Origin of the sequence: Desulfovibrio sp., from assembly GCF_019424165.1 — a bacterium.
Lineage (GTDB): Bacteria > Desulfobacterota > Desulfovibrionia > Desulfovibrionales > Desulfovibrionaceae > Desulfovibrio.
In genome coordinates, this window is record NZ_JAHZAA010000002.1 from 73,493 (window position 1) to 99,299 (window position 25,807).

The window sequence follows — 25,807 nt, forward strand, 5'->3', positions numbered from 1 at the left end:
CAGGCAGAATGTCTTTGCGGGCAACAAACGCAGTCACGGAGGCGTGATGAACAAGAGCGAACTTATCAAGGCGCTGGCCGACGAAACCAACATTCCCTTTGATGATGCGTCAATGGTGGTCAACACCTTTTTTGATGCCATGAAACAATCCCTTCTTGCCGGTGAACGTATCGAAATACGCGGTTTCGGCAGCTTCAAGATCAAAGAGTACGAAGGCTACGCGGGCCGCAACCCTAAAACCGGTGAAAGCGTCACCGTGGCCTCGAAACGTCTGCCCTTCTTCCGCGCTGGCAAGGAACTGAAAGAATTCATCAATCAATAGGCATCGTTGCATAACGCGGCCTTGCCGCCACTTGAGCCGAACCGCGTGAAGGCCTGCCTTCAGTTCTCGGTGCTCGGCCATCCATGGGCGCGCAGGGCGCGCCAAGGAGTTTGTCATGCTGTTTTCAGGTGCACTGACAGCGCTAGTCACCCCATTCAAGGATGAGGCTCTGGACGAGGAAGCCTACAGGAATTTTATTGAATTCCAGATTACGGAAGGCATCCACGGTCTGGTACCCTGCGGCACCACCGGTGAATCCGCCACGCTCAGCCACGAAGAGCATGAAAGGGTCATTGAAATCTGCATTGATCAGGCCAAGGGCCGCGTACCCGTGCTGGCAGGGGCCGGATCCAACAACACGGCAGAGGCCGTGCGCCTGACCCGCTTCGCCCAGAAAGCCGGGGCAGACGGCGCCCTGCTCATCACCCCCTACTACAACAAACCCACGCAGGAAGGCCTGTACCGCCACTACAAAGCCATAGCCGAAGCCGTAGAAATGCCCCTTGTGCCTTACAACGTGCCTGGCCGCACGGGCTGCAACCTGCTGCCCGAGACCCTGGCCCGCCTGGCCAAAGAATTTTCGCACATTGTGGGCGTCAAGGAAGCCACCGGTGACATGGCCCAGGGCAGCAAAACCCTGTCGAGCTGTCCCGCGGGCTTCAGCGTGCTTTCTGGCGACGACTTCACCGCCCTGCCTCTCATGGCCCTGGGTGGCAAAGGGGTCATTTCCGTTACGTCCAATATCGTGCCGGGGCGCATGGCTGCCATGTGCAATGCATTCAACAAGGGCGACGTGGCCGAAGCCGCGCGCATCCATCACGAGCTTTTCCCTCTGCACGAAGCCATGTTCTTTGAAAGCAACCCCATCCCGGCCAAAACGGCCCTGAACCTTATGGGCAAAATGGAAGCCGGTTTGCGCCTGCCGCTTTGCCCAATGAGCGCGGCAGCCAAAGAAAAACTCGCAGGCGTGCTGCGCAGCTTACAGCTTATTTAAGACGCGAGCAGGCCACTCATCTGAAACTGCCCTGCCGGTGCGTAAGCGACGCATGTCACGCGGGCGGCGCAAACAGCCCCTGTTCGCCAGGCAGGCGGGATGAAGCCGGCAGGACCGTGTGTTTGCGCGCAAGCGCCGCAGTGAAGGCCGTACCGCCTCGCGAATGTGTCCGCTCAAAATCAGCCTGCCTGATTACCGCGCTCTGGCGCCCGCAACAGCAGGCCGCTGCAAAAGTTCAAAACTTGCCACACAAAAGGGCCGCCCATACTGGGCGGCCCTTTTGCGTTTTCTGCGGCCTCGTCGAGCGAGGCCGCAAGGCACTGTCAAAAACCTACATGGCAGACTTGTAAATGGCAGCCACAGCGGCATCAGTCATGGTGCGCGGGTTGGTAAGGCCGCAAGCATCTTTCTGGGCATTGCCGGTCATAGTAGGAATGTCCGCTTCTTTCACATCCTTGCCGTATTTTTTGCCAAGAGCTTTCAGCCCCTCGGGAATGCCCACATCAGAAGACAGGGTATTGATGGCGGCGATGGCCTTTTTAGAGGCTTCATCGGCGCTCAGGCCGTCGGTGATTTCACCGAGCAGGCGGGCAATGCGGCCGAAGCGGCGACGGGTCGCCATACGGTTATACTCGCACACGTGGGGCAGCAGAATGGCGTTGCACTCACCATGCGGCAGGTCATAAAAGCCGCCCAGCTGGTGCGCCATGGCATGTACGTGACCAAGGCTCGCATTATTGAAGGCCATACCGGCCAGATACTGGGCGTAACACATGCCTTCGCGGGCTTCTTTGTCCTGCCCGTTGGCCACGGCTCGGCGCAGGTAGCGGTTGATAAATTCCATAGCCTTTTCAGCGCAGGCATCTGTCATGGGCGTGGCGGCCGTAGACACATACGCCTCTACAGCGTGGGTCAGGGCGTCCATACCTGTGGCGGCGGTAAGAGCCGGGGGCATGCCCATCATGAGCAGGGGATCGTCAATAGCCACGCCGGGCGTACAGCGCCAGTCAACAATAGCCATTTTCACTTTGCGCGAGGTGTCGGTAATGATGCAGAAGCGGGTCATTTCTGAAGCGGTACCGGCAGTAGTATTGACGGCCACGTAGGGCGGAAAGGGCTTGGCGGATTTGTCCACGCCTTCATAATCATGAATTTTTCCGCCGTTGCCGGCAAGAAAACCCACGCCCTTGCCGCAGTCATGAGAGCTGCCGCCGCCAAGGGTGATGAGGCTGTCGCACTTTTCTTTCTTGTACATCTCGAAGGCCGCATCCACGTTATGGTCTGTGGGGTTGGGTACGGTCTGGTCGTAAATGGCGTACTGCATCTTGGCGGCATCAAGAATGCCGGTAATCTGCTTGAGGATACCAGCCTTGACGATACCCTGGTCCGTAACAATCAACGGCTTCACGCCACCGATATTTTTGAGACGGGAGGGAATTTCCTTGGAACACCCTTCGCCCACAAGAGTAACATTGGGAATGAAGAAGGAGGTCACCTGCCCCATGTGCATGCTCTTAAGCTCCGTACTCATATGCGACTCCTAGCGTTATGCGGACACAATCGCGCTACATGTACCACTATTGTACCGCAGTGATAAGGAAATAACCTTACAAAAAAGAGTACAGCATCAAAAAATTCAATGCAAGCATCTTGAAGCACGATGTAAAAGTAATTTGTATAGTTATTTTACGCCATAGTACATGTTATTTTTTACACAACTCAACATAGATAGTTCATTTTTGCACAATACTGCATTGGTTGATTGTTCACCCAAAAACTGAAAAGCGTGACCATAGGCCGGATCATGAATATCGGAAGCATGATTTCACGCTGCTGCCGCCTGAAGACAACAGATATATGTACGCTCAGACCATGCTCGCAAGACGCTGTCCCGCAGTTGAAAGAAGCCCATCGGGCGTGAAGGTTCACACCCAAGCGGCCGCAAAGCTGCTCAGCCGAATGTTTTTTGTCTTTGAAGCATGCGCAACGCGCCCAAAGCGCCTGTTCAAGTATTCAACACCGCCAATCCACATAACAGGCAGCACAGCCGCTGCCCACGAAATATCAAGCAACATTAGGGCATCTAACGCCTGAAGCATTTCTGGATTTATACCTGTACCTCTTACGAAACAACACATCGGCAAGGCATTTCTACTACCCATTGCCCGGCTTCCGGCGCATCTTGCTGATGTCATTGCGCGGCGCGGAGGGCGATTACCGGACTAATCAAGCAAGATAACGGGCAAAGCAAGGAAGCCACGTAGCAGACGCTCAAAGCAGGACATTCCTGTCGCCATAAAAAAGCCCGTGCCCATCCAGCCGCCTCCTTGAGGACGACCAGAACAGACACGGGCCTTTGACACGGCACAGCGCCCAAAAAATATGCAGAAAAGCCGTCAGGGCAGTTTTACGTTACAACTGCCCTGACGGCTGTACAAACAGATGCCCACCACGAAGGTGCAGTACGGTTTCAGCGTTCCCAAAGGCTACGGTAAAAAGACTGTAGCGCGGTTCACCGGCGGGCAAACACCGCAACGAGGCTCTTGCAGCCTTTTTGAAAACACCTCTTCTCAAGGATCAAATGCCAGAGCAACTTCATTTTGAAGCTGCGCCGACGGCGGCACGAGCAGGCGTCCGCTATGCAGGCACAAGTGCAGTTTACCTGACTGCTGCGGGCCGTAACGGGCGAGCCTTACACGCTGGGAACTATCTTCCCCGGCATTAGTCCGCCCTCGGCGCTGCCGACCTTTTTTGCGTCCTGTCCACACGGGCCATGCCCGGTTCACGCATCTTGCCGGGGCGGCACATACGGCTCAGGCGGCGCAGGTACGCCTTGCGCTTATCCAGAAAGAACGCCAGCGGGCGCGAAAAGTTGCGTCCCAGAAGCCCATCAACCAGAAGCTGGCTTATCTCCCGCTCACGTGTCAGCACCAACTGCGAGCGTGCCAGCACATTGCGGTCAGCCTCGGGCATGGCCCGTGTGATCTGACGGAAGGCGTCCTGCGCCCTGGGCTGGTAAAACCATATATACATGAGGTCCAGCGCATTGACGATGAACGCGCGCTCCAGCTCCTTGCCCTTGACGCCGCCACTGCCCTGAAGGCCACCGGGCCGCGCCAGCTTGATCAGCGCGTCTTCATGCGGAAAGAGCAGTTCAAGCCGCGTATAGCAGTCAAAGAGATTATTGAGCTTACTTCTGTAGTCCCACCGCCGGATGCGCAGGTTTACCTGGCTGTCGGCGTACCCTTCAATAAGCGCTGCCACCGAATCCGAAGACATCTTTGAAATCACGGCGGCGCTGGGAACAAGATAGATTTCCGGGCTGGCTACCCCCCATGCGAAAAGGCCGTAATACAGCAGCGAGTTGTACAGGGAAGAGACCGGAATGGCCAACACACTGCGAAAAAGGTTGCCGATGGCCGCCTCTTTGGGAAAACCGCGAAATACGTTGTGCGCGCAGATATAAAATCCGTTGATGATGCTCAGAACGGTAAAAACCGTCCACGGGCTTTGGGCCACGGTTATGTTGAAGGTCCTGTCCAGCAGCCACACACGCACCATAACTTCAAGCAACAGAACAGAAATACCCGTATACATGAGCGAATCGCACAAACGGTTAACGCTGACCTGATCCCGCCAGTGGATAAGGGTATCGCGCGTGGCCCCTTTGGCGGCCAGCACCATCTGCACAACGTTGCGCACCCCCGTAATGCCGAACCAGATAAATGTGCCGCCCCAGGCAAGAAGCCACCAGTCCTGCGTATACAGAAAAGAAAAGAAGGCCGGTACAAAACCCAGCAAGACCTTGAGCCAGTTGCAGAATGAACTGTTCAAATAGGCCGCCCCGGGCTTTGAAGAGCTGACCTCGTCCTTCTTGCCCAGCAGGTTGTTGCCCAGTGCGGCGCTGAGACCGCCGAGATTCATGATATTGCCCTGACTGCAAACGTGAAAGTCCTCGCTGGCGGTTTTCCACGCCTTGCGGCACTCAAGCCCAAGATGGCCGCAACCGGGCAACCAGCGCAGACACCTGGCCGCGCGCTGCCAGATTGAGGGGTTGCGTGGCTTGGTATAGCTGAACACCTCTTCCACCGGTGAGCAGATAGGAATTTCAAACAACTGCCGCCCCCTGTACCGACGGGCCGGGCGGCCTTTTCTGGGCAGCGTGTCCTTGATGGCAAAGCCCATACCGTAGGTAATACGGCTTGCGGAACTTGTTCCCAGGCGCGACCCCAGGGGCTTGTGGCGGTAGTGTTCCCACAATTTCGGCACGTTATGCAAAATATCGCGAAACTTGGCGGCCCGTTCTTCATCCACGGTGCGCATGCGACGCACCATCTGCCGGATGATCTGCTTCACACGCGGGCCGAGACCCTCGTTGAGCGCCTGCTGCAATTCACTGATGGGCTTGAGGTTGGCCTGCTGCCGCTCCATCCAGCTTTTCATGTTAAAGATTTCCAGATGGGTAATGTTGCCTCTGGAATCCCACAGGAGTTCGGCCACGTCTTCCACGCTCAGGCCAGAGGTGCACAGCACCAGTCGATAACCCGGCGTAAGCTCCACAAGCTCCCGCGTAAGTTCCAGTATGGAAAGCCGCATGAGGTGCGGCATTTCCTCTTGTGGGGGCGGACAGTCCAGATCGGGCAGTTCGGGGTGCAGCGCAGCCGACAGCCATTCCTCGGCGATATGCTCCGGCCCCATAGTTTCAAGCACCGCCAGCTCGGCCCGGGCAGTGGCATCGTCACGCTCGGCAAGCCTTGCGGCCCGCTGCCGCAACGAAGGTTGAACATGGCGGTGCAGCGCTTCGGCCAGATGCAGGCTGCTGGCTTGGCCTCGGCCCACCATGCGAAGAAATTCCTCGCCTGACAGTTCGGGAACTTCCACTTCCCAGGCGGCTTCCATCTTGGCGCGCTGGTGTTCGTTCCAGAGCGCAAGGCAGTTGAGCACCCGGTCACGCCGCCAGCGCAGCACCTCGCGGCCCCGCTTCATCATTTCAGCCATCTTGGGGCTGTGCAGAAATTCCAGAAAATCTTCATTGGAGCTGAAGCCGCGCGGTATCCAGAACAGGCTTACAAAACGCCCGTAAAACGGAACCTGAAACTCCAGGCCGATGCGCACGTCAATGCCCGTTATTTCAGCCGCACGTAAAATTTCGCGCGCGGCATCGGGCTGTACCCAATATTCGTAGGCCACGGTCAAGGAGCGCAACCCCTTGATCCACGCATCCATTATAAGATGCGTGGGGCTTTTGCGCCCTTTGGTGTTGGCATCATACACATGGTCGTCAAAGGCTATCTGGTTCCAGGCCTCGGGCATTTCCGGCAAGTGATAGCGGGCCAGCATGCGGCGCACAATGCGCGGTGTTCCCTGTACAGTGCGGCGAAAGTCGTGAGCCAGCTTTAACTGTTCCATAGGATTGTCATGCGCGCGCACAATACTCTTCATGATCTGCATGAGTACCCGTGCAGTATTGCGCCGCAATGACGAATGCGCACTGTTCAAAACTTCATCATACAGCGTCTGTAAAGCAAGCAGCCTGTCTCTGGCCTGTGTGCGCCCAGCCTGAAGATTGCGCAACAGGTTGATGACGGCATAGGCCATACGCGAAACAGGCGATGCCACCAGTTCCTTGATGCCGTGCGGGTGCAGGCTGGGGTCAAAAAGGCTGGTATCCGAATGATTGTTATCGGATTCCAGAATGCGATTGACAAGGACAAGGATCTCTCTGTCCTGCTTGTCAAAATAAATACCACGCCATACGAAACTCACGCCACACGCTCCTTTAAAACCATTGCAGCGCAACAGTTAAAATAAACCTTTTACAACACTTACCCCGACCCTGCGTTCACGTCAAATATCCCGGTCTTGTGGTGAAACACAGGCAGCCCCCTGCACCGGTAAACAGCAAAAAGTACATGAAAAACTGCCGCTGCCGCGGCAAGGCCCAATGACACAAATGGCATCAGGCCCCATGCAAAGCGTCCAGCCGTAAACGGCTGGACGCTTCGGCCAAAGGGCCAGGGCTGCTGCACGGCAGCCCGCGGTAATCACAATGCCTGCGACGAGATGCCGTCAGATGAACTCGTCCATACAGCCCGCACGCACCTTTTTGAGCAGGCGGTCCGCAGCGCCGCGTTCGTGAATGGGCATCCTGTCCAGCTTTTCCTTCAAAAGGCGTTCACCCATCATGCGGGTATAGGGCGTGGCATAGTGCAGCAGAAATTCCATAAACGACGCCGCCGAATTTGGCCCGCACTGCCCCTTGATGCCGCATTCGCGCACCATGGAAACGAACTCTTCGCCCCTGCGGCCCAAGCGTGGACAGGCCGCGCAAAAGGACGGCAGATGCCGCGCTTCTTCAAGCAGAAAACGCACGACCTCATCCACATGGCAGTCTTCACCACAGGGGAAAGGAACCTGCTGGCCTGAAGCCGTAAACCAGCCGTCGTAGGGATTTGCCACGCTGCCCGTGAGCAGTTGCGAGCCACCGGCGTTACAGCCGTCGCGCCAGAGACCGGACGGCTCCCTGGTGGTCAGGATAAGGCCGGCATAGGGCAGAGCCAGCCGCGCAAGGGCCACACAGCGCAGGTAGTCCGCATCGCTTACCGGATAAGGAGCCTCCATCAGGCTGCCGGGCGCGGGACGCATGCGGTGCAGGCTTACGGTACGACAGCCCATGCCGTACACCCGCTCCAGATGGGCCGCATGCTGGATGAGGGCCAGCAGGTCAAACCGCCAAGGGCCGAGCCCCAGCAGAAGCCCCATGCCCACATCGGGTACTCCCGCCGCAAAAGCGGTGTCAGGGGCTTCAAGGCGCTTGATGTAGTCGCTTTTGGGACCGGACACGTGCGCCGCGCGATAGCTGGCCTCATGATAGGTATCCTGATAGATGAGGACTGTTCCCACATAGGCGTCGAGCAACGTTTCGTACTGGGCGCTTTCAAGCGGCCCGACATTGACGTTGACGCTGTGGATTTCGCCCACGCCGTCAAATACGGTGTACAGAATACTGATGGCCTCGGCCAGATACTCCACATCGGCATTGGGCAATTGCCCGCTGACCAGAAAAATACGCTTATGCCCCTGGCGGATAAGACGCAGGGCCGCTTCGCGCATTTCCGGCGATGTCATGTACTTGCGCTCTATCTGTTCATTTCCCTTCCGGTTGGCGCAATACAGGCACTCACTGCCGCAATGGTTGGAAAGGTGCAGCGGCGCGGAAAGAACCATGCGGTCGCCGTAAATCCGCTGTTTGACTTCATCGGCAACAGCCAGAATGCGCTCATTTTCCACGGGGTCGTCAACCCGCATAAGAGCCACAATCTCATCTGCTTCCAGCGGAACCATCTGCATGGACTTGTCAAGAATATCACGAAGCTCAATGGCGTCCGGGGCATCCTGACGATCCAGGGCGCGCTCAATGGCAGACACACTAAACCACCGGGGCAACGATTCCACAGACATGCTTGTCAACCTCGCACAAGTTAAGAACTATGTAAAAATACAGAGCTATCTTGCCTTTCAAAATACTCATTCAAATTCGGTAATTCGATTGTCCATTATTTCACATATCTCGTCAAGTACAGGAACCACAAATCCATGAGTAATTTTGCGCGCTGCCGGGGCAGCCGCCATCCATCCTAAAAATGTCGCCATGCACTACCGCATCAAGTGCCGCAACGCACGCCATCCGCGTAAGACATGCACTACAGGAGCGAAAAGATACCATTTACCGCTTCCGTAAAGCCCTGTCGCACATCCGCCCACATACGGCCCGGCTGCCGCACGATACCCTGCTCGCCCCACGCCCTGCCGCCGCACATACGCATGACGTACTTGCGAACCTGGCAGCGTGGACGTATGCTGTAGCGGTAGACCTCATTCAATCCAGACCTTTCCAGGATTCCCCATGCGTCATCGCCAAGCCAGTCTCCCTGCACACGCCCTGCCCACAACGGCATTTTTTCGCCTGCTCCTGCTTTTTACCGTTTGCATCCTCCTGGCGGGAAAAGCCACGCCCGCCTCTTCAGCCCAACCTGCCCCGGCCACGGCCGAAAACCCCTTGCGTGTGGCCCTGCTGCTGGAGCATCCCGGCGGTGACAACGGCTGGAACGATGCATTGCTGCACGGCCTTGAGCGCGCGCGCCGCGACCTGCCGGTACAGACAGATGTGCTTGTGGCGCCGCCACAAGCCGACACAGCCGCGCTGCAAACTTTTTTTCAAAATGCCGCAACAAGCCATGACATGGTTCTTGTGGCCTCAGACCGCCTGCACGAAAGCCTGCGCAACAACGCCGCCAACTTCCGGCGCACCATGTTTGGCTGCATTGACGCAGGTATACGCGCACCCAACATCATGTGCATTACCTTTGCCGATGAGCAGGCGGCATACCTCGCCGGAGCGGCCGCGGCCATGCTCACCACGCAAACCGCCCTGCCCGGCATCAATGCCGACAGAACCATCGGCTGGCTTTCGGGCGAGGATGTGCCCGCCATGCGCTCACTGCTCAATGGCTTTGTAGAAGGCGCCCGCCTGGTGGACCCGGAGGTGCGCGTCATCAACAAGATTACCGGCTCCTTTACCGATGCCGAATCCGGACGCCAGGCGGCCCGCCAGTTGCTGGACCAGGGGGCGGATGTGCTGGTGCTGGCCTGCGGCGCAGGCAACGGGCCAGCCATGGATGAAGCCGCCGCCCACGGAGCTTATGTGGTGGGGCTGGACAACAACCAGGACAACAGGCTGCCCGGCCGGGTGCTCACCTCTATCGTCAAAAAAGCCGACACCGCGGTATATGACCTGGTGGCAGCGGCCGCTTCAGGCAACTTCAAGGGCAAGGAAATTCTGATACGCGACCTGCAAAACGGTGGCGTGGATATTACAGACATGGCCCCCTTCAAAGCTGCGGCAGGCAAAAATATTCCCGCAGGGCTGGAGCGCCGCCTGCGTGAATTGCGCGGCGAATTGATACATGGAGGCATCCGGCTTAAATCATTAAGAGAAAAAACACTCTGCGACTGTCTGTAACCGCTTGCGGCAGCAGAGCATGCGCAGCCACGGCCGCAGAATGCACAACGCGACCGGGCGCATGCGCGAGCTTACATATCCGGCACGCACGGCGCCCCAGGCGCGGCAGATGGTCAGGCCACGTTCATCTATCGGTTTTTACATTGCCGAAGAAATAAAAAACAGATAAACATATTCAAAGTCTATGAACAGCACCCACAGGCCGGGATCCACAAGCCGGGCCGTAATACAATTTCTGTTTTTCGCCCCTTTCGGACTTCAGGAGAAAAGGTATGCGTAATATAAAAAAATGCATTTCTCTGGCTGTCGCAGTGCTCATGCTGCTGCACCTGGCGGCATCCGGAGCCGCGGCCTCGCGCCTGGTGCGCATACCCACCGCCTGGATGGACGAATTTGAAACCTTTCTTATCTGGTATGCCAAAGATAAAGGGTGGGACAGAGAAGCCGGGCTGGACATAGAAATCAGACAGTATGATTCCGGTGAAGAAATACTTGATGCCCAGCCCACAGGGGCATGGGTTTACGCCGGTATGGGAACGGTTCCGGCCGTTATGGGCAACCTGCGCAACAACGTTGTCGCCATTGCCACAGGTGCGGACGAATCCGCTGCCAACGGCGTTGTGGTGCATGCCGACAGCCCCATAGCGGCCGTCAAGGGCTGGAACAAGGAGTATCCCGAAGTTCTCGGCAGCCCGGATACCGTACGCGGCAAGACTTTTCTGGTTTCAGACATGAGTTCCGCACACTACGCGCTTTCATCCTGGCTGCGCGTACTGGGCCTTCAGGACAGTGACGTCATCATAAGAGACATGATGCAGGGCCTTGTGGTCGCCAGTTTTGAAAATCATATCGGCGACGGCGTGGCCCTGTGGGCGCCGCAACTGTTTCTGGCCCTGAACAAGAACGGCGCTCTTGCCGCAACCCTTGAAGGCTGCGGCAAATACAGCCCAACCTATATTGTGGCCGACACGGCCTATGCCAATGAACACCCCGAAATCACGGTAAAATTTCTTACAGTTTACTTCAGGGCCGTTGACGAATACCAGAGCAAAAATCCCGAAAACTTTCTTCAGGATTATCGCCGCTTTTATCTGGAATGGGCCGGAAAGGATTTTGACGATGAACTCATGCTGCGCGACATGAAAAGTCACAAGGTCTTCAACCTGGCCGAGCAGCAGGCGGATTTTGATGCCGTTGCCGGGCGCAGCGAAGCGCAGAAAAAGCTGGAAACCATCGCCCGCTTTTTCGCCGAGCAGGGCCACCTGGGCAAGGACGAGGCGCTGTACACCGGTACTGCCTCCTATGCCACAGACAAATATATCAAGCTTGTGCCGCCCAACCTGAAGCTGAAAAAATAGGGCAATCCCGTTTTTGGAACTGCCCGGATCATGTTCTGCAGGAAAACAGATTTTTCAAAGTTTTTTATGGCGCTCGCCACGGCACATCATAGCGCCGGTACAATACGCTTACACCCCGCAGCCCTCAGCGCATTGTAAAAATAAAATGTCTCTGGCAACAGTTCCGACAAACAGCACGGCGGTCCGCACAGCGGACCGCCGTGCTGCTTTTACTTCCGCAACGTGCCACCGCCGCCCCCGGCGGGTATGTCAAAGCGCGGTACGGACATGTGGCAGCGGCCTCGCCCCGTACGCTCTGCAAAGCGCTGATGATACTCTTCGGCCATGTAAAACGGGCCGGCCGGTTCAAGCCGTGTCACCACATCATATCCCAGTTCATGCAGGCGGTTCACAAGGCTGCGCGCCACGGCTTTCTGCTCCGCATCCAGAAAAAATACGGCCGAGCGATACTGGTCGCCCACGTCCGGCCCCTGGCGATCCAGTTGCGTGGGATCGTGGATTTCAAAAAAACGGCGCAGGATCTGCTCGTAACTGACCACAGACGGGTCAAAACTCACGCGCACGGCCTCGGCATGCCCTGTATTGCCGCCGCACACGTCATCATAGGTCGGGTCCGGCGTACGGCCCCCGGTATACCCGGAGACAGCATCGCACACGCCCGGCATCTTTCTGAAGGCATCTTCCACTCCCCAAAAACACCCCCCGGCCACAATGGCTGTGGCCGTACAGCCCTGCGTGCCGGACCGGGCCAGCGCCTGCGCCTCTTCCGGGCTGCCTGCCGGATAAAAGGCCATGGACAGCGAGTTGACACAGTGCCGGGTATTTTTGGCGGTAAAACCCTCGCCCTCAAAAACATGCCCCAGATGCCCGCCGCAGTTTGCGCAGACAATTTCCACCCTTCTGCCGTCCGCATCAGGTTGGCGGCGCACCGCGCCGGGCAGTTCATTATCAAAGCTGGGCCAGCCGCAGCCGGACTCAAATTTGTCGCGCGAACTGTAAAGAGGCGCACCACACTGGCGGCACACGTAGGTTCCGGCTTCCCGCTTGTTCGTATACTGCCCGGAATACGGGGCTTCCGTGGCTTTACGTAAAATAATATCCGCTTCCGGCCCGGAAAGGGGCGGCATGGGAAAAGATGGTTTCATGACAGTCTCCGGTAAAGCCGCATCACCTGGTCCGGCAGCGGCGCAATCCGCTGCGGCCGGAACAAAAGCGCCGCAGAGCAGCCAGGCGACCAGCATCAAAAAAAAGACATGGTGGCGCATAATTGCCTCTCTGTTCTCTCTGTAAATAAGACCTCTGCGTTTGCGGTCAATGTCTTGCCGCCCCCGGCAGCATGCCGGGCCGGGCCGCATGGGGGGATATTCTTTACAGTTGCTCTGGAGAAGTCCCCCCGCGACCGCGCGGCCAGGCCCCGTCCCACCCGTCCATATGCTCAGGCTCACCCGCCATTCAAAGCCTGCATGGCGATGACATTGCGCCGGACAGCCTGAATACGCGCCCACTCTGGGCAGCGGCACATAACAGCAGTCCAGGCAAAGCCCGTTCGTTCATGGCATTGCGCGGCGCGGAGGGCTATCACCGGGCGAAGCGTGGAAGCTCCCGCAACATACGCTGCGCAGGCGGCAAAAACGAAGAGCAAAAAAAGCGCCCGCCCAAAAACAGGGCGGGCGCATACTTGCTACATGCATGTCAGGTTGCGATCCTCAAGCGGAAAAGCCGTCAGGGTGGTTTTTATGCCACTCCCAGGCAGAAGCAATGATGTCATCAATGCCCGCTCTGGCTTCCCAACCCAGCAGTTCCCTGGCGCGGTCGGCCGAAGCCACCAGCCGGGCCGGATCACCATAACGGCGGGTGGCCATGGTCACGCCGATGTCGTACCCTGTCACCCGGCAGGCTGCGGCCACCATTTCACGCACGCTGAAGCCCTTGCCATTGCCAAGATTGCACACCTCGCTGCCGCCGCCCGCACGCAGATAGTCAAGGGCGCGCATGTGCGCATCCGCCAGATCCATTACGCCGATATAATCACGGATACACGTACCGTCGGGCGTGGGATAGTCATTGCCGAAAATGGTTACGGTTTCGCGCCTGCCCAGCGGAACCTGCAGGATGAGCGGGATGAGGTGGCTTTCCGGCCTGTGGTCTTCGCCAATAATGCCACCGGGCCAGGCTCCTCCCACGTTGAAGTAGCGCAGGCTCACAAAGCGTATGCCGTGAGCCTTGCCCACCCAGTGCATCATGCGCTCCATAATGAGCTTGCTTTCGCCATAGGGATTGGTGGGGCTGAGGGGCGCATCTTCGCTGATGGGTACATTTTCCTGTTCGCCGTAAACAGCCGCCGATGAAGAAAAAACGATCTTGTCCACATGGTTGCGCACCATAGATTCAAGCAGGCTTTGCATGCCGTGGACATTATTGTGAAAATATTTCAGCGGCTGTTCCATGCTCTCGCCCACCAGCGAGCTGGCGGCAAAGTGCAGCACGGCATCCACGCGGTGCTCGGAAAAGATCCTGTCCAGCAGTTCGCCCTGGCGAATATCACCTTCATACAGGCTAACGCCGTCAGGCAATGAAGCGCGGTGGCCGGTAAAAAAATTGTCTATGACAACAACTTCCTCACCGCGCGCCAACAGGGAACGCACATTGTGGGAACCGATATATCCGGCTCCGCCGCAAACCAGAATGGGCATTGGCATGTCTCTTTTGTTGAAAGCTGTCCGGCGCGGATTCCACGCCAACAAGGTTTCGCTTTTTGCACAACAATTGCCGTCATGGCAAGCCCCGCCATAACCGGAGTATTTTCAACCCTGAACATGCTCCGTCGGCTGCCGGAACGGATGCCCGCCATGCAGGTCCGGCGCATGCGCCCGCCATCCACATCGGGACACCGTGGCGGAACACCGGAAAGGGACTTTGCAAAAGAACAAAATCCATCTGCTCTGAACCCATGTTGCCACGACTTGAGCCACGATGCCAGCACGGAATAATATTTTTTTACGGAACAAGGCCCGGAACCTCACAGAAAGTTCCGGGCCTTGCGAAGGGCCGTCTGCCGTACGGCCCCGTCTTCGGGACATCCGAAGATTCTTCGCGGCAGGCTTTTGCCTGGTCTGACCGCGCCTGTTGTTCCGCCCGCCGCACTCTGCCGCGTGAACGGCCGGATTGCGGTCAGGCCTGACGGAGTCTACAGCTTCTTGATCACGTCTTCAGCAAAGGCGCTCACGGCATCGGGGTCGCTGGAGGCGTCGCCCTCTATCTTGAGGCCTTCGCAGATAACTTCCGCGCCCAGGTCCCTGGCCTTTTCTTCAATGGCGGGAACCGCGCCGCAGTAATGTTCATATTCCATATCACCCGAAGCAAAGGCGGCCAGCTTCTTGCCCTTGAGGCCCATGCTTTCCATTTCGTCAAACAGGGGGGCAAAATCATCCTGCAGTTCCAGATCTTCCATGCCCCAGGCCGAGCAGCCCATGAGCACGGCGTCATAACCATCAGCCAGATTGTCGGCCGACGCCTCGGCAGCGTTCAGCAGGGTTACTTCATGCCCGCCGGCCGCTACAAGTTCTTCCAGCTTTTGCGCGATGCTTTCCGTATTGCCGGTGCTGGAACCAAAGAGAATTAAAACCTTGCTCATGATACGCTCCTTCCGGCTGTGGCCGGACAATTATAAAATGAAATTCATTTTCAAATGACATAAATACCTTCCACTCCCATGTCAAGACCATGCAGCCGAAAATACAAACTTTTCCCTTGAAAACACACTTTCGGGCCGGTCTGTGCCGCGCGCAGGAACCATAAGCGATCTCAACGCCTGAAAGCAAGGAAGACGCCGGGCAGCCAGCGTCTTCACTATAGAATCATGTGCGCACAGTTCTGTGACTGTGCTCACAAAAAAACAAAAATGCACTCAGGAGTTTTCGTCTGCAACAGATGCGTCTGCGGCGCTGTCCCCGTTGCTGTCCGCACTTTCACCGGGTGCCAGCGCCCCTTCTTTGGCACGGGGCGCGGGCATGCTCCAGTCACCGGGCGCAGGGGCCTCAAGTTCGGCCCTGTCGCCCACATACGGATTAAAATAGCCGTAGCGCAGCCAGGGGCAAAGCTTTTTCAGCCGCTTCATGAACTGGGTCAGCCCCATGCTGGGCGAAAATTCGAGCCGTCCGCCGCCGGAGCTTTGGCCCTCGTTCATGAGTCTGAAGTACCATTCGGGATCAATGTTGAGGTTGCGCCACTGTATCATGCTCACACCGTTCTCGCCCACCATCCGCGCCAGAGCGTCAAGCTCTTCTTCCGTATCGGTGACGCCGGGAAAAAACAGCAGGTTCAGGGCTACAAAAACCCCGCGGCTTCTGGCGGCGCGTATGGATTCCTTCACATCGTCCAGACAGTAGTCCACCGGGCGGTAATAGCGCTCATACAGAACAGGGCGGGCGCTGTTAAGGCTGACCCGCATGCTGGTCAGCCCGGCTTCTGCCAGGCGGGCCACAACCTGCGGCCGCGAAGCATTGGTGTTGCAGTTGACGGTTCCCGCGCCGCCCCCGGAACGGAAGAGGCGTATGCTTTCTTCCAGCAGGTCCGCATTCATGAGCGGGTCGCCTTCGCATCCCTGGCCGAAGGAATAGATGGGCGCGCGGCTTTCACGCCCGGCATGGATGTGCATGACCTCGGCCACTTCCCTCGGGTCCGGCGTGAAGGCCAGCCGGCACTGCGGGGTCACGGCCACAGGAGAATCCTTTTCCTGGGCCGAAATACAGCCCACACAGCGGGCGTTACAGGCGCGGGAGGTGGGCAGGGGGGCCTCGTAACGGCCAAGGGCAAAGTTGCGGGCCGCCGGGCAGTCATAACGGGCCACGCAGTTATCCAGAATATGCCGGACAAGGCGGTTGCCGGGATAGTCCCGCAACAGCCTGCGTGCGCCCTGCTCTATGCGGTGACGGGGAATACGGCTGAAGATCTGGCGCTGGTCGGTATCAACCCTGCGCGCGCAGACATAAAAACGGCCTCGTGCAAAGCCCACTGCCCCATAGGCAAACAGCGGCAGCAAAGGCGCGTCGGGGCCGCTGGTATAGGCGGGATGCGCCGAAATGGTGTGCGCCGGGGCGGCAAAAGCCGCCACGGCAAGCTGGGCCTCGCCCTCGGGCTGGACTATCTCGCCGCTGTCCGGGTCAAGCCCCACGGCCTGGCGCCCCGGCAGCAGAAAGAATTCACTTTCTTCCGGCAGGGGCATAAGTTCATCCGGCCGCGGCAACCCCCATTGCGCGCCACGGCGGCAGACCATGAGCAGGCGCTCGTCATCATAGATATTCCCCTGCTCATCCGCCATAACCAGATGCGGCTCAATGTGTTGGGTAGCCATAAAAGCTCCTTGCCCCGGCGCGGGCGAACGTATATAACGGCCCTACGCGGCCGGGGATTCCCGGCCCGTACTTTTGGAGGCCTTTCATGTTTTCCATAATGCTTTTCATCTTTTTGTGTTTTTTCGGCATTCTCGCCGTGCTTGTCTACATGTTGCGCGGCCAGGAACGGCTGGTAACACAGTTGCGCGACGAGCATGCGCAGTTGCGGGTGCTGTTGCGCGCCATGGAATCGCGCCTGGATCATCTGGACGGAACCAGACCCGCTGACGCAGAGCCGGACGACCGCCCTCTGGCGGATCAGCCCCACTCGCAGGCTGCCCCCACAAAAAACGTTCGTGGCGCAGACCCGCTGGAAAATTTTTCAGGCCAGACGCGAGCCGCCAGACTCACACCTGCGCATGAAGGCCGCGTTGCTGATACTGCCGATGATCCGCTGCTGCACCTGAGCTTCGACCCGCCCGCAGCCCATGCCCCCGGCCGCTCCGCCGCCGGAGCCGCTGCCGTGGATCCGGCCCTTGACCTGCACTTTGACCCGCTGGATATGCCGCAGGGCGCAAGGCGCTGAGTTTCGTCACGCATCGCCGGGCCACCACATCACAGCGCCGCGCAGACTGCCAGCCGGACTGCGGGGAGCTTGCCCTTGCCACAAAACACTGGCAACAGCATGTGCCGACGGCACACCGGTCAGCCGCGCCTTGACAGGCCCGGGACGGAAAACATCCTGCTGCGATCATCCGGTGTAAAGCGTGCTGGGCTGGCGCGCTGGCGAAAGCCAGATCAGGCACGCGCGCGGCCCGCCTGCCGGCCGCCCTTTCAATCAAGGCCGAAGCGGCCCCCGGCTGCGACCAGGTAGGCCTGCCGAATGGCCGCATCGACGCATTCCTCGGCCCAGTGCAGATAGAGCAGCCTGAGGGATTTCTCAAGCACAGCCCCGGCCCTTTCCCGGCGACGCGCCACAAGGGCTTCGTGTCCGTGCGTCCATACATCGCACAGGCCGTCGGTAAATGCCTGCGCCCTGTGCCGGGCGCGGTGTCGTGCATTGACCTCGGCCAGCCCAGCCGCCCTGATATGGGCCGCGACATCGGGATGTTCAAGCAGAAATCTGATGCGAAACTCGGCATCGCCCACGTCGCCGGGGGCATAGCCCACAAGATGCTCACCGTCTACAAAAAGGTCGGCCAGGCCGTGCCCCACACGGGGCGTCACCAGGCAGCCCCCGCAGCCGAGAGCCTCAAAAACCCTGAAGTTCAGATCCCCGTGTTCGCAGTGGTTCAGCAACACGCGCCCCTGGGGAAAAAGCTGCCTGTAGTTGCCCCGGACAACGTGCAAGCCGGAAAGCCTCTCCCCAAGGCGACGCAAAAAATCCGCGCGCCGGGGCATGGCTGGCGAAACGGTGCCCACAAAAAGACAGTCCCACAAGTACCGGGCATCAGGATCGGGCTGATCCCGCTCATGGGCAAAAGGCGGCGACCACCACACACGCTCCTGCTCTAAAAAGGGGCCGGAAAAACGCGCAAGATGGTCGCGCAACGACACAAGGCATATGTCAAAGGCCTGGGCGTAAAAGGGCTGCCAGCTATGGATATGCGAGTCAACGCTGTAATGGACCGTCAGGCAGGGAAAATTCTCAACCCCGAGCACAAAGGGCGGCTGGCTTTTGTCAGCCACAACCAGTACATCCGGCACAAAACCCGCAAGGCGCACCAGATCATGCCAGCCGAATACGCAACCGCCACCAAAATTGTGCAGAGTCACATCCTGCCAGCCGCAGGCGCGCAATTCCGCGCCGAAAAAGGGGCTGCCCAGCCACAAAAGTTTTTGCATGATCCCCCGGCAGTTGTCAAAAAAGCCTTTTGCATGCCGACAGTTGCCAACAGTGCCAAGATACAATAGGTTTGAAACCTAGCCTTGACGCCCTGCGGCGTCAAGATACGAGACTGCAACATGTTTCTGAATGCCCGTCGCCTACGCCTTTTCGCGCGCATATTTCTGGCGCTTTTCCTCCTGCTGTCGGCGTTGACGGCGGGGGCCTTTTACCTGTTGCAGCGCAACCCCCAGGCCCTTGCCGGGCATTTTATCAAGGAACTGAGCGACCGCACCGGCCTGCACATCACCGTGGATGCCGTCAATGTGGCTCTTTTGCCCGTTCCCGCGCTGGCCGTAAGTACGCTGACCGTCACGGGTGCAAACTGGCAGTTTACCACCGCCTACGCCACCCTCAGACCCGATTTCGCCGCTCTTGTGCAGGGCCGTCTGGAACCCCGCAACATATCCTTGCTGCGTCCCCGCGTCAGCGGCACTGTTGCTGTTCCTCTCAGCCCGGATATGGACATCAAGGCCCTGCTGGGCAGCGGCGGCCCGCAGGGCGACCTTTTGTCCGGCCGCTGCCGCCTGTCTGTACAGCAAGGGGACGTACGCATTCAGGGCGCGGAAAACTCCAGCCTTGCCATTGAGGGCATGCAGTGCGATCTGGAGGCAAAACCCGGCGACAGCATAAGCGGCAACATCGGCTGGGCATCAGCCGCCCTTGTGCCGCCCGACGGCCAGCCGATACTTCTGGACAGCCTGTATCTTGACGGCAAAGGCAGCCTTGAAAATCTGCTCGCGCAGCCGCGCCTTACCGCCAGCGGGGTGCTGCGCGCGCCCCAGTGGCTGCCCGAGATGAAATTTTCCCTCAAGCTTTCTCCAGCCAGCGTTCTTCCCGGCAAGCAGGGGCTTGACCTTACTGCCGACCTTGAAGGCAGCGTCAGCAAGGACGACACCGCCCTGCCCTTCCGCTTTATGGGCGGCGCGAGTTGGCGGCAGGCCGATCCGCACAGGGTGGGCCTGGAAAAGCTGCGCCTGACGTTCGGCCCTGATGATGCCAGCTTTAACGGCGCGCTGACCATAAACGAAAACAGCGCGCCGTCCCTGGCGGGGCGCCTGCAACTGCACCGCGCAAGCCTCACCCGCTGGCTGGGTTTTGCCCGCAATCTGGCCCCCGGGCTGCAAATTGCCCTGGACGAACTCAGCGATGGGCTGCTGGTTTTTGACCTGGACGCAGCGGGCCTGCGTGTGCCGCATATTGAAGTGACGGCGGCGGGCAGCCGCTTTACGGGCAGCGGCGGCGTGGCGGACTGGAGCAAGCCCGAAGTGGCGCTGGACCTCGTCTCTGACAACGTGAATCTTGGCCGCGCAATCCCCGAAGCCGTGGGCGACCTGCCCGCGGAGCCGCAGTTCGGCCACGGACCGTTTACGCCCATACCCGGCGCCCCCCTCATGCCCGGCGAAATCGGCGTGGACTACAACATACGGCTGGCCGCCAAAAAGGTGGCGTACGGCAGCATTGTCATTGATGATGCGCTGGTGGTCATCCGCCAGGGCCTGCTGGATGCCAAAACCCGCCTTGAAGACACCCTGCTGCTGGTGGAAGGCAAGCTGTACGGGGGCAGCGTCAAAGGCGAGACCATCCTTGGCGGCGACAAAAGCACCCCCTATTCCATACGCCTGCGCGCCCGCGATGTGAACGGCGCGGCCCTGGCCAATGACCTCAAGGTCATGCCTGTGGGCAGCGGTCGCTTGCGGGCGGATGTGGACGTCATGAGCCAGGGCCGTGAACTGGATGTTTTTCTGGGCAAGCTGCGCGGCAGCGTGACCGCCCGCGCTGAAAACGGTTTTTTACGACCGCCGCCGCGCATCAGCGGAGGCAAAAAATCCTCTTTGGCTTTCTCGCTTCTGGATGTCGGGCTCAAGGTGCGCACCGCGGCCTGGGACGGCGAACGCCTCGGCCTTGAAGGCCAATGGACAGCCGCGCTGGCCGCGCAGGGGCTGGACGCCTCCACCGACATCAACGGCAGGTTGTGGTTCAGCGGTGATGGAGCGGATGGCGGGCAGATGGACTTTACCAGCCTGCCCGGTTCCTTTTCCCTGCGCATGGATGCGGAACGCTCCCTCAAGCCGGACGGCCTGCACGTGCAGGCTTCGGGCCGCTTCAGCGGCCAATCCAGCCGTAATGAACTTTCCGTATCCGAAGCCCACATCAATGTTCTCGGTGTGGAGGCGCACGGGCAGGCCAGCCTTGCTTCCGGCAAGGACGGCCCCTTCTGGCAGGGCAAACTTTCTGCCTACAGCCCGGATATTGCCCGTACCCTGCGCATGGCTGGCATGGGCAGAATAAGCATGCCCCCGTCGTTGAACCGTATAGAGATGGAAGCCCGCTTCAGAGGAACCCCCGATACCCTCGCCCTGCGCGAAATCCGCGCCAAGGCCGACCAGAGCGTCATCACCGGAACCCTGAATGTCGACTGGCGCGAGCAGCCCGCCCTGAACTTCAAGCTCAACGCCGACCAGATCAACCTTGACCGCTACATGAGCACTGCTCCCGCCAGCAAAGGCAAGGCAGGCAGCAAGGAATGGGATTTCCGCTTCATGCGGGCCTTTCGCGCACAAGGCGAAATGAGCATAACCAGGTTAACGGCCATGCGCTTTACGGTGCAGAACCTGCGCACCCGCTACAAGCTGGAAAATGGACGGCTCACGTCCGACTCCATAACCGGCCAGTTTTACGGCGCGCCCATCATAAGCAAGGGAACCATTACCTTCAACAAGGGCCTCAGTTTCAGCAACACCCTGACGATCAACAACTTTGACCTTACCGAAGCCAGCAACGCCCGGGGCGGCAGCGCAGCACTCAGGGGCAAAGGCTCTGTCCACTCTGAAATCCACGCCAGCCTCACCGGTCCCGACCAGCTCCCCGCCCTGCTCAACGGCAAATGGCGGGTCGAGGTGCTCAACGGCTCGTTCCAGCACAGAACCCCGGAAGGCAAGCTCAAGGGCAAACCCACCCCCATTACCGCATCCGGCGCGTCAGGCAGCATCACCAACGGCGTAGCGCGAAGTAGTGATTTTTATCTCAAAGGGACTGGCCTTCAGGTTAATGGCGGCGGCTGGATAGACTTTAACAGCGAAACACTGGACTGCAACTTTAACGTCAGCATGAAGAACGTGCCGGACTTTCCCCTGCGCCTTTACGGCAGCCTGGACAACACCAAAACATCCATCGGCGCGGGTACGCTTATCCTGAACACGCTTGGCGATATTACCAAGGGTTTTGTGGACGTGCTCGGCGGCATCGTTGAAGGAACCTGGAAACTTTTTCGCTGATAGATTACAAGATTTCACAACGCAAAACACAGGCATTTTGTCGACCATTCTTCCTGCCTCCCGTTGACAGGAGCGGCTTTAGAGTCTAGATTGGCGATGTGTTCTTTTTTGCACAATCAAAATTGCGGTTCCGCCAAGGAGAGTGACGGTGAATATTCTGATTTTCGGCCCCAACGGCAGCGGCAAAGGCACTCAAGGCGATCTTATCAAGCAGAAGTACAATCTCGCCCACATCGAATCCGGCGCCATCTTCCGTGAACACATCGGCGGCGGCACAGAACTGGGCAAGAAAGCCAAGGCCTATATTGACCGCGGCGACCTTGTGCCCGACGAAATCACCATTCCTATGGTTCTTGAAACCCTGAAAACCAAAGGCCAGCACGGCTGGCTGCTTGATGGTTTTCCCCGCAATATGGTGCAGGCCGAAAAACTGTGGGAAGCCCTGCAGAAAGAAGGCATGCGCCTTGACTATGTGGTAGAAATCCTGCTGCCCCGCGAAACGGCCAAAAACCGCATCATGGGCCGCCGCCTGTGCAAAAACAACAATAACCACCCCAACAATATTTTCATTGAGGCCATCAAGCCCGATGGCGATGTCTGTCGCGTCTGTGGCGGCGCCCTTTCCAGCCGGTCCGATGACCAGGACGAAACCGCCATCAACAAGCGCCACGATATTTACTACAGCACCACCGATGGAACCCTGGCCGCCGCCTATTTCTTCAAAAAGCTGGCTGATCAGGGCAAGACAAAATACATTGAGCTTAACGGCGAAGGCAGCATCGAATCCATCAAGGAAACCCTGCTGTCCAGGCTGGCCTAACGTCTTTGCCGGCACGGGCTGCAAACTGCTTTCACTGAAACGCAGCCTGAGCAGAACCCGCCCCAATGACCGCAGAAAAAAAGATTCCCGCATGTTTGCGGGAATCTTTTTTCCACAACGTAAATCCGGCATGAAGAGGCCGTTGCGCGGCGCGGCACAACGCTGCTGCCGCGCCAACAGTTTTTACCACAGCCTGCCCGCCACGCGGCTTCCAGCAGGACCGGCCGGACCGCTACTCTTGCCCCCGGCGGCAAGCTGCGCTACTACTCGCCAATGAACAATACACACGACAATACATTTGCCCAAAGCGCTTCCGGCCTGCTGGATGAAGTGATGGGCATGCCGAACGCGCGCGCCGCCGCCGTGGCCCTGGCCTTTGTGCGCCCCGGCGCACGGGAACTTTACGCCCGTGACAGCGAAGATTTTCTTGCTCCGGCCACCAGCCGGTCTGCCGGTTTCGACCTGCGCGCCTGCCTGGACACGGCCGAGGCGGTCATTGCCCCGGGGCAGCGCCTCAAGGTCGGCACAGGCATTGCCGTGCAGCCGCAAGCGGCAGACGTGGCGGGTTTTGTTTATTCCCGCAGCGGTCTTGGAGCGCGCGACGGCCTGACCGTGGCCCAGGGCGTAGGGGTCATTGACCCCGACTATACCGGAGAAATACTGGTGGTTCTTCTGAACACCTCCGGGCAGGAACGCCGCATCGCCAATGGCGAGCGCGTGGCCCAGCTCATCTTTCAGCCCTTTGTACGCCCCCGCTGGCGTGAGGTGGCGGAACTGACCCCCACCGGGCGAGGTTCCGGCGGCTTCGGGCACACAGGGCGCTAACAGCGCCGCGCCCCTGCGGCGCGTCCAAAACAACCATCTGTTTATCGAGAAAAGGAGTCCGTCCATGTCACAAGCCTTTGCTGCCGTCAAAGCCGGGGAAGAAAGCCTGCTCTGCCGTTCTTACAGCCGCTATCCTGTGGCCGTGGTCCGAGGCAAGGGCGCGCGATTGTGGGATGTGGACGGCAAGGAATATGTCGACCTGTTGGCGGGCATTGCTGTTACGACCCTCGGCCACTGCAACGATGAAGTAAACGCCGCTCTGGCCGCACAGGCGGAAAAGCTCTGGCATGTGAGCAATCTCTTCTATCAGGAAGAACAGCTTGAGCTGGCGCGCCTGCTTTTATCCACCAGCCATCACAACAAGGCTTTTTTCTGTAACTCCGGGGCCGAGGCCAACGAGGCATGCATCAAGCTGGCCCGCCGCTATATGCGCAAGGTCAGGCAGCGCGATGCCTATGAAATCATCACCCTGCACGGCTGCTTCCACGGGCGCACACTGGGCGCACTTGCCGCCACAGGACGCGAAAACCTCAGCGACGGCTTCACTCCCCTGCCCGAAGGGTTCAGGCAGGTTCCGGCCAACGACATGGACGCCATGAGCGCGGCCATCACCCCGGCCACTGCCGCGGTTCTGGTGGAAGTGGTGCAGGGCGAAGGCGGCATTGTGCCGTTGCCCGGTGACTATCTGCGGCAGCTTGAGGCCCTGTGCCGCCAACGCGACGTGCTCTTCATGTGCGATGAGGTCCAGGCAGGACTTGGCCGCACCGGCACTTTCTGGGCCTTCCAGAACCACGGCCTGACGCCTGACGCCATCAGCGTTGCCAAGGCTCTGGCCAACGGCCTGCCCATGGGGGCCATGCTGGCTACAGACGAGGTTGCCGCAGGTTTTGAGGCGGGCAGCCATGCCACCACATTCGGCGGTGGCGCTCTGACCTCCGGCGTGGCCACCAAGGTGATTGAAATTCTGCTGCGTGACAAGCTGACCGAACGCGCCGCCCAACTGGGTGAACACATGAAGCGCGCCCTTGCGGCCATGCAGGAACGCCTGCCCGGCAAAATTGCCGAAGTGCGAGGCCTGGGCCTTATGCTGGGCATTGAGCTTGCCGTGGACGGCAAGGCCGTGTGGGACGAACTGCTGCGCCGGGGCTATATCTGCAACCTGAGCCACGGCACGACCCTGCGCCTTCTGCCGCCCCTGAACATCGACCAGGCAGACCTGGATGGCTTTCTGGATACGCTTGAAGACATCCTGCGGAATTTTACCGCCTGAAAAGCGCCACAGGGGCTTTACAGACAGGTCATTGTAGACTAAATAAGCTGCGTTGAATTTCAGGTACGACTATTACGGCAACCCCGCTTCGGCGGGGTTGCCGCTTACTTTGCCAAGGAGAAAGCATATGGACGTTTTTGACCAAGCTACGGAACTGGAGCGTCTGGACCGTGAGTCGGCCCTTATGCGGGCCCGCGCCGCCATTGACCGGGGAGGACCGGAAATCATCGACGGTGTGGCCTGCTGCCGCGACTGCGGCGACCCCATCCCCCAGAAACGCCTCGAAGCCCTGCCGGGCGTTGGCTTGTGCCGCGCCTGCCAGGAAGAACGCGAAAGCGGCAACTAGGCCGCTCCCTCCCCTACATACAGGCGGGGCGCAAGCCTGCGCCGCTGTATTTCCGGCTGCCACCGGGTCTTGACGCTTGTCCGCTGCTCCAAACAGCCACCAGCGGCACCGCGCATGAGGCTTCGTCGTTACGCGCGTGCGGCGTCATGATCGGCGTCATGCGGCGTTCGGTACGCGTTCACCAGCCAGCCAACGGCATGCCTGTCTACGGCGATTCCGCCATGCCTCTGTCTGCCCCCATGTGGGGGGCCATGCTCTGCCCGCGAAAAAACGTACTCTTGCAGCAAAAAAAGCGAGCGCGGCCCCCTAGGCAGGGCCGCGCTCGCAGCAGATTTTTTACCCGGCACTTGCCGG

Annotated in this window: 18 protein-coding genes; 10 read left to right on the top strand and 8 right to left on the bottom strand. The window is 59.0% G+C overall.

The window, feature by feature from the left end; all coding sequences use genetic code 11:
- The first annotated feature begins 46 nt into the window (after positions 1 to 46).
- The gene (locus QZ377_RS01460; RefSeq protein WP_012625561.1) at positions 47 to 322 is read left to right on the top strand and encodes an HU family DNA-binding protein; all 276 of its coding nucleotides are present in this window, start codon (positions 47 to 49) and stop codon (positions 320 to 322) included.
- 115 nt (positions 323 to 437) lie between these two features.
- Complete coding sequence (gene dapA, locus QZ377_RS01465) at positions 438 to 1,316, top strand: 4-hydroxy-tetrahydrodipicolinate synthase (protein ID WP_291438875.1); 879 nt, start codon at positions 438 to 440, stop codon at positions 1,314 to 1,316.
- A 331-nt stretch (positions 1,317 to 1,647) separates the two neighbouring features.
- Here dapA and QZ377_RS01470 read toward each other — a convergent pair whose 3' ends face one another.
- The 3 genes from QZ377_RS01470 to QZ377_RS01480 form a co-directional block, all read right to left on the bottom strand.
- The gene (locus tag QZ377_RS01470; protein ID WP_291438876.1) at positions 1,648 to 2,847 is read right to left on the bottom strand and encodes an iron-containing alcohol dehydrogenase; all 1,200 of its coding nucleotides are present in this window, start codon (positions 2,845 to 2,847) and stop codon (positions 1,648 to 1,650) included.
- 1,190 nt (positions 2,848 to 4,037) lie between these two features.
- Positions 4,038 to 7,082, bottom strand: coding sequence for a hypothetical protein (locus QZ377_RS01475; protein WP_291438878.1), 3,045 nt, complete (start codon positions 7,080 to 7,082; stop codon positions 4,038 to 4,040).
- A gap of 303 nt (positions 7,083 to 7,385) precedes the next feature.
- Positions 7,386 to 8,777 carry a radical SAM protein gene (locus QZ377_RS01480; protein WP_291438880.1) on the bottom strand — a complete coding sequence of 464 codons (1,392 nt, stop codon included), beginning with the start codon at positions 8,775 to 8,777 and terminating at the stop codon, positions 7,386 to 7,388.
- A gap of 445 nt (positions 8,778 to 9,222) precedes the next feature.
- Here QZ377_RS01480 and QZ377_RS01485 point away from each other — a divergent pair, with 445 nt between their 5' ends.
- Together QZ377_RS01485 and QZ377_RS01490 are read left to right on the top strand one after the other, a co-directional pair.
- Entirely contained in the window at positions 9,223 to 10,338 is a 1,116-nt protein-coding gene (locus tag QZ377_RS01485) for a BMP family ABC transporter substrate-binding protein (protein WP_291438882.1), read from the top strand.
- 272 nt (positions 10,339 to 10,610) lie between these two features.
- The gene (locus QZ377_RS01490) at positions 10,611 to 11,696 is read left to right on the top strand and encodes an ABC transporter substrate-binding protein (protein WP_291438884.1); all 1,086 of its coding nucleotides are present in this window, start codon (positions 10,611 to 10,613) and stop codon (positions 11,694 to 11,696) included.
- A gap of 209 nt (positions 11,697 to 11,905) precedes the next feature.
- On the opposite strand, the gene QZ377_RS01495 is transcribed toward QZ377_RS01490, so the two are convergent.
- The 4 genes from QZ377_RS01495 to QZ377_RS01510 all read right to left on the bottom strand — a co-directional run bounded on the left by QZ377_RS01495 (position 11,906) and on the right by QZ377_RS01510 (position 17,049).
- Positions 11,906 to 12,841 (bottom strand): bifunctional methionine sulfoxide reductase B/A protein, encoded by a 936-nt coding sequence (locus QZ377_RS01495; RefSeq protein WP_291438886.1) that lies wholly within the window; start codon positions 12,839 to 12,841, stop codon positions 11,906 to 11,908.
- Positions 12,842 to 13,402: 561 nt separating this feature from the next.
- On the bottom strand, positions 13,403 to 14,389 hold the full coding sequence (gene galE / locus QZ377_RS01500) for a UDP-glucose 4-epimerase GalE (RefSeq protein WP_291438888.1): 987 nt from the start codon (positions 14,387 to 14,389) through the stop codon (positions 13,403 to 13,405).
- Between the two features lie 494 nt (positions 14,390 to 14,883).
- Positions 14,884 to 15,330: a flavodoxin gene (locus tag QZ377_RS01505; RefSeq protein ID WP_291438890.1), complete on the bottom strand. Its 447-nt coding sequence runs from the start codon at positions 15,328 to 15,330 to the stop codon at positions 14,884 to 14,886.
- Positions 15,331 to 15,603: 273 nt separating this feature from the next.
- Entirely contained in the window at positions 15,604 to 17,049 is a 1,446-nt protein-coding gene (locus tag QZ377_RS01510) for a radical SAM protein (protein ID WP_291438892.1), read from the bottom strand.
- An 86-nt stretch (positions 17,050 to 17,135) separates the two neighbouring features.
- On the opposite strand from QZ377_RS01510, the gene QZ377_RS01515 reads away from it, so the two are divergent.
- Positions 17,136 to 17,615, top strand: a complete 480-nt coding sequence (locus tag QZ377_RS01515) for a hypothetical protein (protein ID WP_291438894.1) — start codon at positions 17,136 to 17,138, stop codon at positions 17,613 to 17,615.
- 248 nt (positions 17,616 to 17,863) lie between these two features.
- Here QZ377_RS01515 and QZ377_RS01520 read toward each other — a convergent pair whose 3' ends face one another.
- On the bottom strand, positions 17,864 to 18,874 hold the full coding sequence (locus QZ377_RS01520) for a glycosyltransferase (protein WP_291438895.1): 1,011 nt from the start codon (positions 18,872 to 18,874) through the stop codon (positions 17,864 to 17,866).
- A gap of 120 nt (positions 18,875 to 18,994) precedes the next feature.
- On the opposite strand from QZ377_RS01520, the gene QZ377_RS01525 reads away from it, so the two are divergent.
- The 5 genes from QZ377_RS01525 (at position 18,995) to QZ377_RS01545 (ending at position 25,453) form a co-directional block, all read left to right on the top strand.
- On the top strand, positions 18,995 to 22,192 hold the full coding sequence (locus QZ377_RS01525) for an AsmA-like C-terminal region-containing protein (RefSeq protein WP_291438897.1): 3,198 nt from the start codon (positions 18,995 to 18,997) through the stop codon (positions 22,190 to 22,192).
- A 148-nt stretch (positions 22,193 to 22,340) separates the two neighbouring features.
- On the top strand, positions 22,341 to 23,012 hold the full coding sequence (locus QZ377_RS01530; protein ID WP_291438899.1) for an adenylate kinase: 672 nt from the start codon (positions 22,341 to 22,343) through the stop codon (positions 23,010 to 23,012).
- Positions 23,013 to 23,345: 333 nt separating this feature from the next.
- Positions 23,346 to 23,837, top strand: a complete 492-nt coding sequence (gene dut / locus QZ377_RS01535) for a dUTP diphosphatase (protein ID WP_291439061.1) — start codon at positions 23,346 to 23,348, stop codon at positions 23,835 to 23,837.
- A 64-nt stretch (positions 23,838 to 23,901) separates the two neighbouring features.
- Complete coding sequence (locus tag QZ377_RS01540; protein WP_291438900.1) at positions 23,902 to 25,107, top strand: aspartate aminotransferase family protein; 1,206 nt, start codon at positions 23,902 to 23,904, stop codon at positions 25,105 to 25,107.
- A gap of 127 nt (positions 25,108 to 25,234) precedes the next feature.
- On the top strand, positions 25,235 to 25,453 hold the full coding sequence (locus tag QZ377_RS01545; RefSeq protein WP_291438902.1) for a TraR/DksA family transcriptional regulator: 219 nt from the start codon (positions 25,235 to 25,237) through the stop codon (positions 25,451 to 25,453).
- Positions 25,454 to 25,807 lie beyond the last annotated feature (354 nt).

Bases quoted from the DNA above. Each gene is read 5' to 3' on its own strand.
- QZ377_RS01470 (WP_291438876.1), bottom strand. From the start codon at position 2,847: ATGAGTACGGAGCTTAAGAGCATGCACATGGGGCAGGTGACCTCCTTC.
- QZ377_RS01490 (WP_291438884.1), top strand. From the start codon at position 10,611: ATGCGTAATATAAAAAAATGCATTTCTCTGGCTGTCGCAGTGCTCATG.
- QZ377_RS01545 (WP_291438902.1), top strand. From the start codon at position 25,235: ATGGACGTTTTTGACCAAGCTACGGAACTGGAGCGTCTGGACCGTGAG.
- QZ377_RS01540 (WP_291438900.1), top strand. From the start codon at position 23,902: ATGTCACAAGCCTTTGCTGCCGTCAAAGCCGGGGAAGAAAGCCTGCTC.
- QZ377_RS01495 (WP_291438886.1), bottom strand. From the start codon at position 12,841: ATGAAACCATCTTTTCCCATGCCGCCCCTTTCCGGGCCGGAAGCGGAT.
- dapA (WP_291438875.1), top strand. From the start codon at position 438: ATGCTGTTTTCAGGTGCACTGACAGCGCTAGTCACCCCATTCAAGGAT.
- QZ377_RS01480 (WP_291438880.1), bottom strand. From the start codon at position 8,777: ATGTCTGTGGAATCGTTGCCCCGGTGGTTTAGTGTGTCTGCCATTGAG.
- QZ377_RS01460 (WP_012625561.1), top strand. From the start codon at position 47: ATGAACAAGAGCGAACTTATCAAGGCGCTGGCCGACGAAACCAACATT.
- QZ377_RS01485 (WP_291438882.1), top strand. From the start codon at position 9,223: ATGCGTCATCGCCAAGCCAGTCTCCCTGCACACGCCCTGCCCACAACG.
- QZ377_RS01515 (WP_291438894.1), top strand. From the start codon at position 17,136: ATGTTTTCCATAATGCTTTTCATCTTTTTGTGTTTTTTCGGCATTCTC.
- QZ377_RS01525 (WP_291438897.1), top strand. From the start codon at position 18,995: ATGTTTCTGAATGCCCGTCGCCTACGCCTTTTCGCGCGCATATTTCTG.
- galE (WP_291438888.1), bottom strand. From the start codon at position 14,389: ATGCCCATTCTGGTTTGCGGCGGAGCCGGATATATCGGTTCCCACAAT.
- QZ377_RS01520 (WP_291438895.1), bottom strand. From the start codon at position 18,874: ATGCAAAAACTTTTGTGGCTGGGCAGCCCCTTTTTCGGCGCGGAATTG.
- QZ377_RS01510 (WP_291438892.1), bottom strand. From the start codon at position 17,049: ATGGCTACCCAACACATTGAGCCGCATCTGGTTATGGCGGATGAGCAG.
- dut (WP_291439061.1), top strand. From the start codon at position 23,346: ATGGGCATGCCGAACGCGCGCGCCGCCGCCGTGGCCCTGGCCTTTGTG.
- QZ377_RS01505 (WP_291438890.1), bottom strand. From the start codon at position 15,330: ATGAGCAAGGTTTTAATTCTCTTTGGTTCCAGCACCGGCAATACGGAA.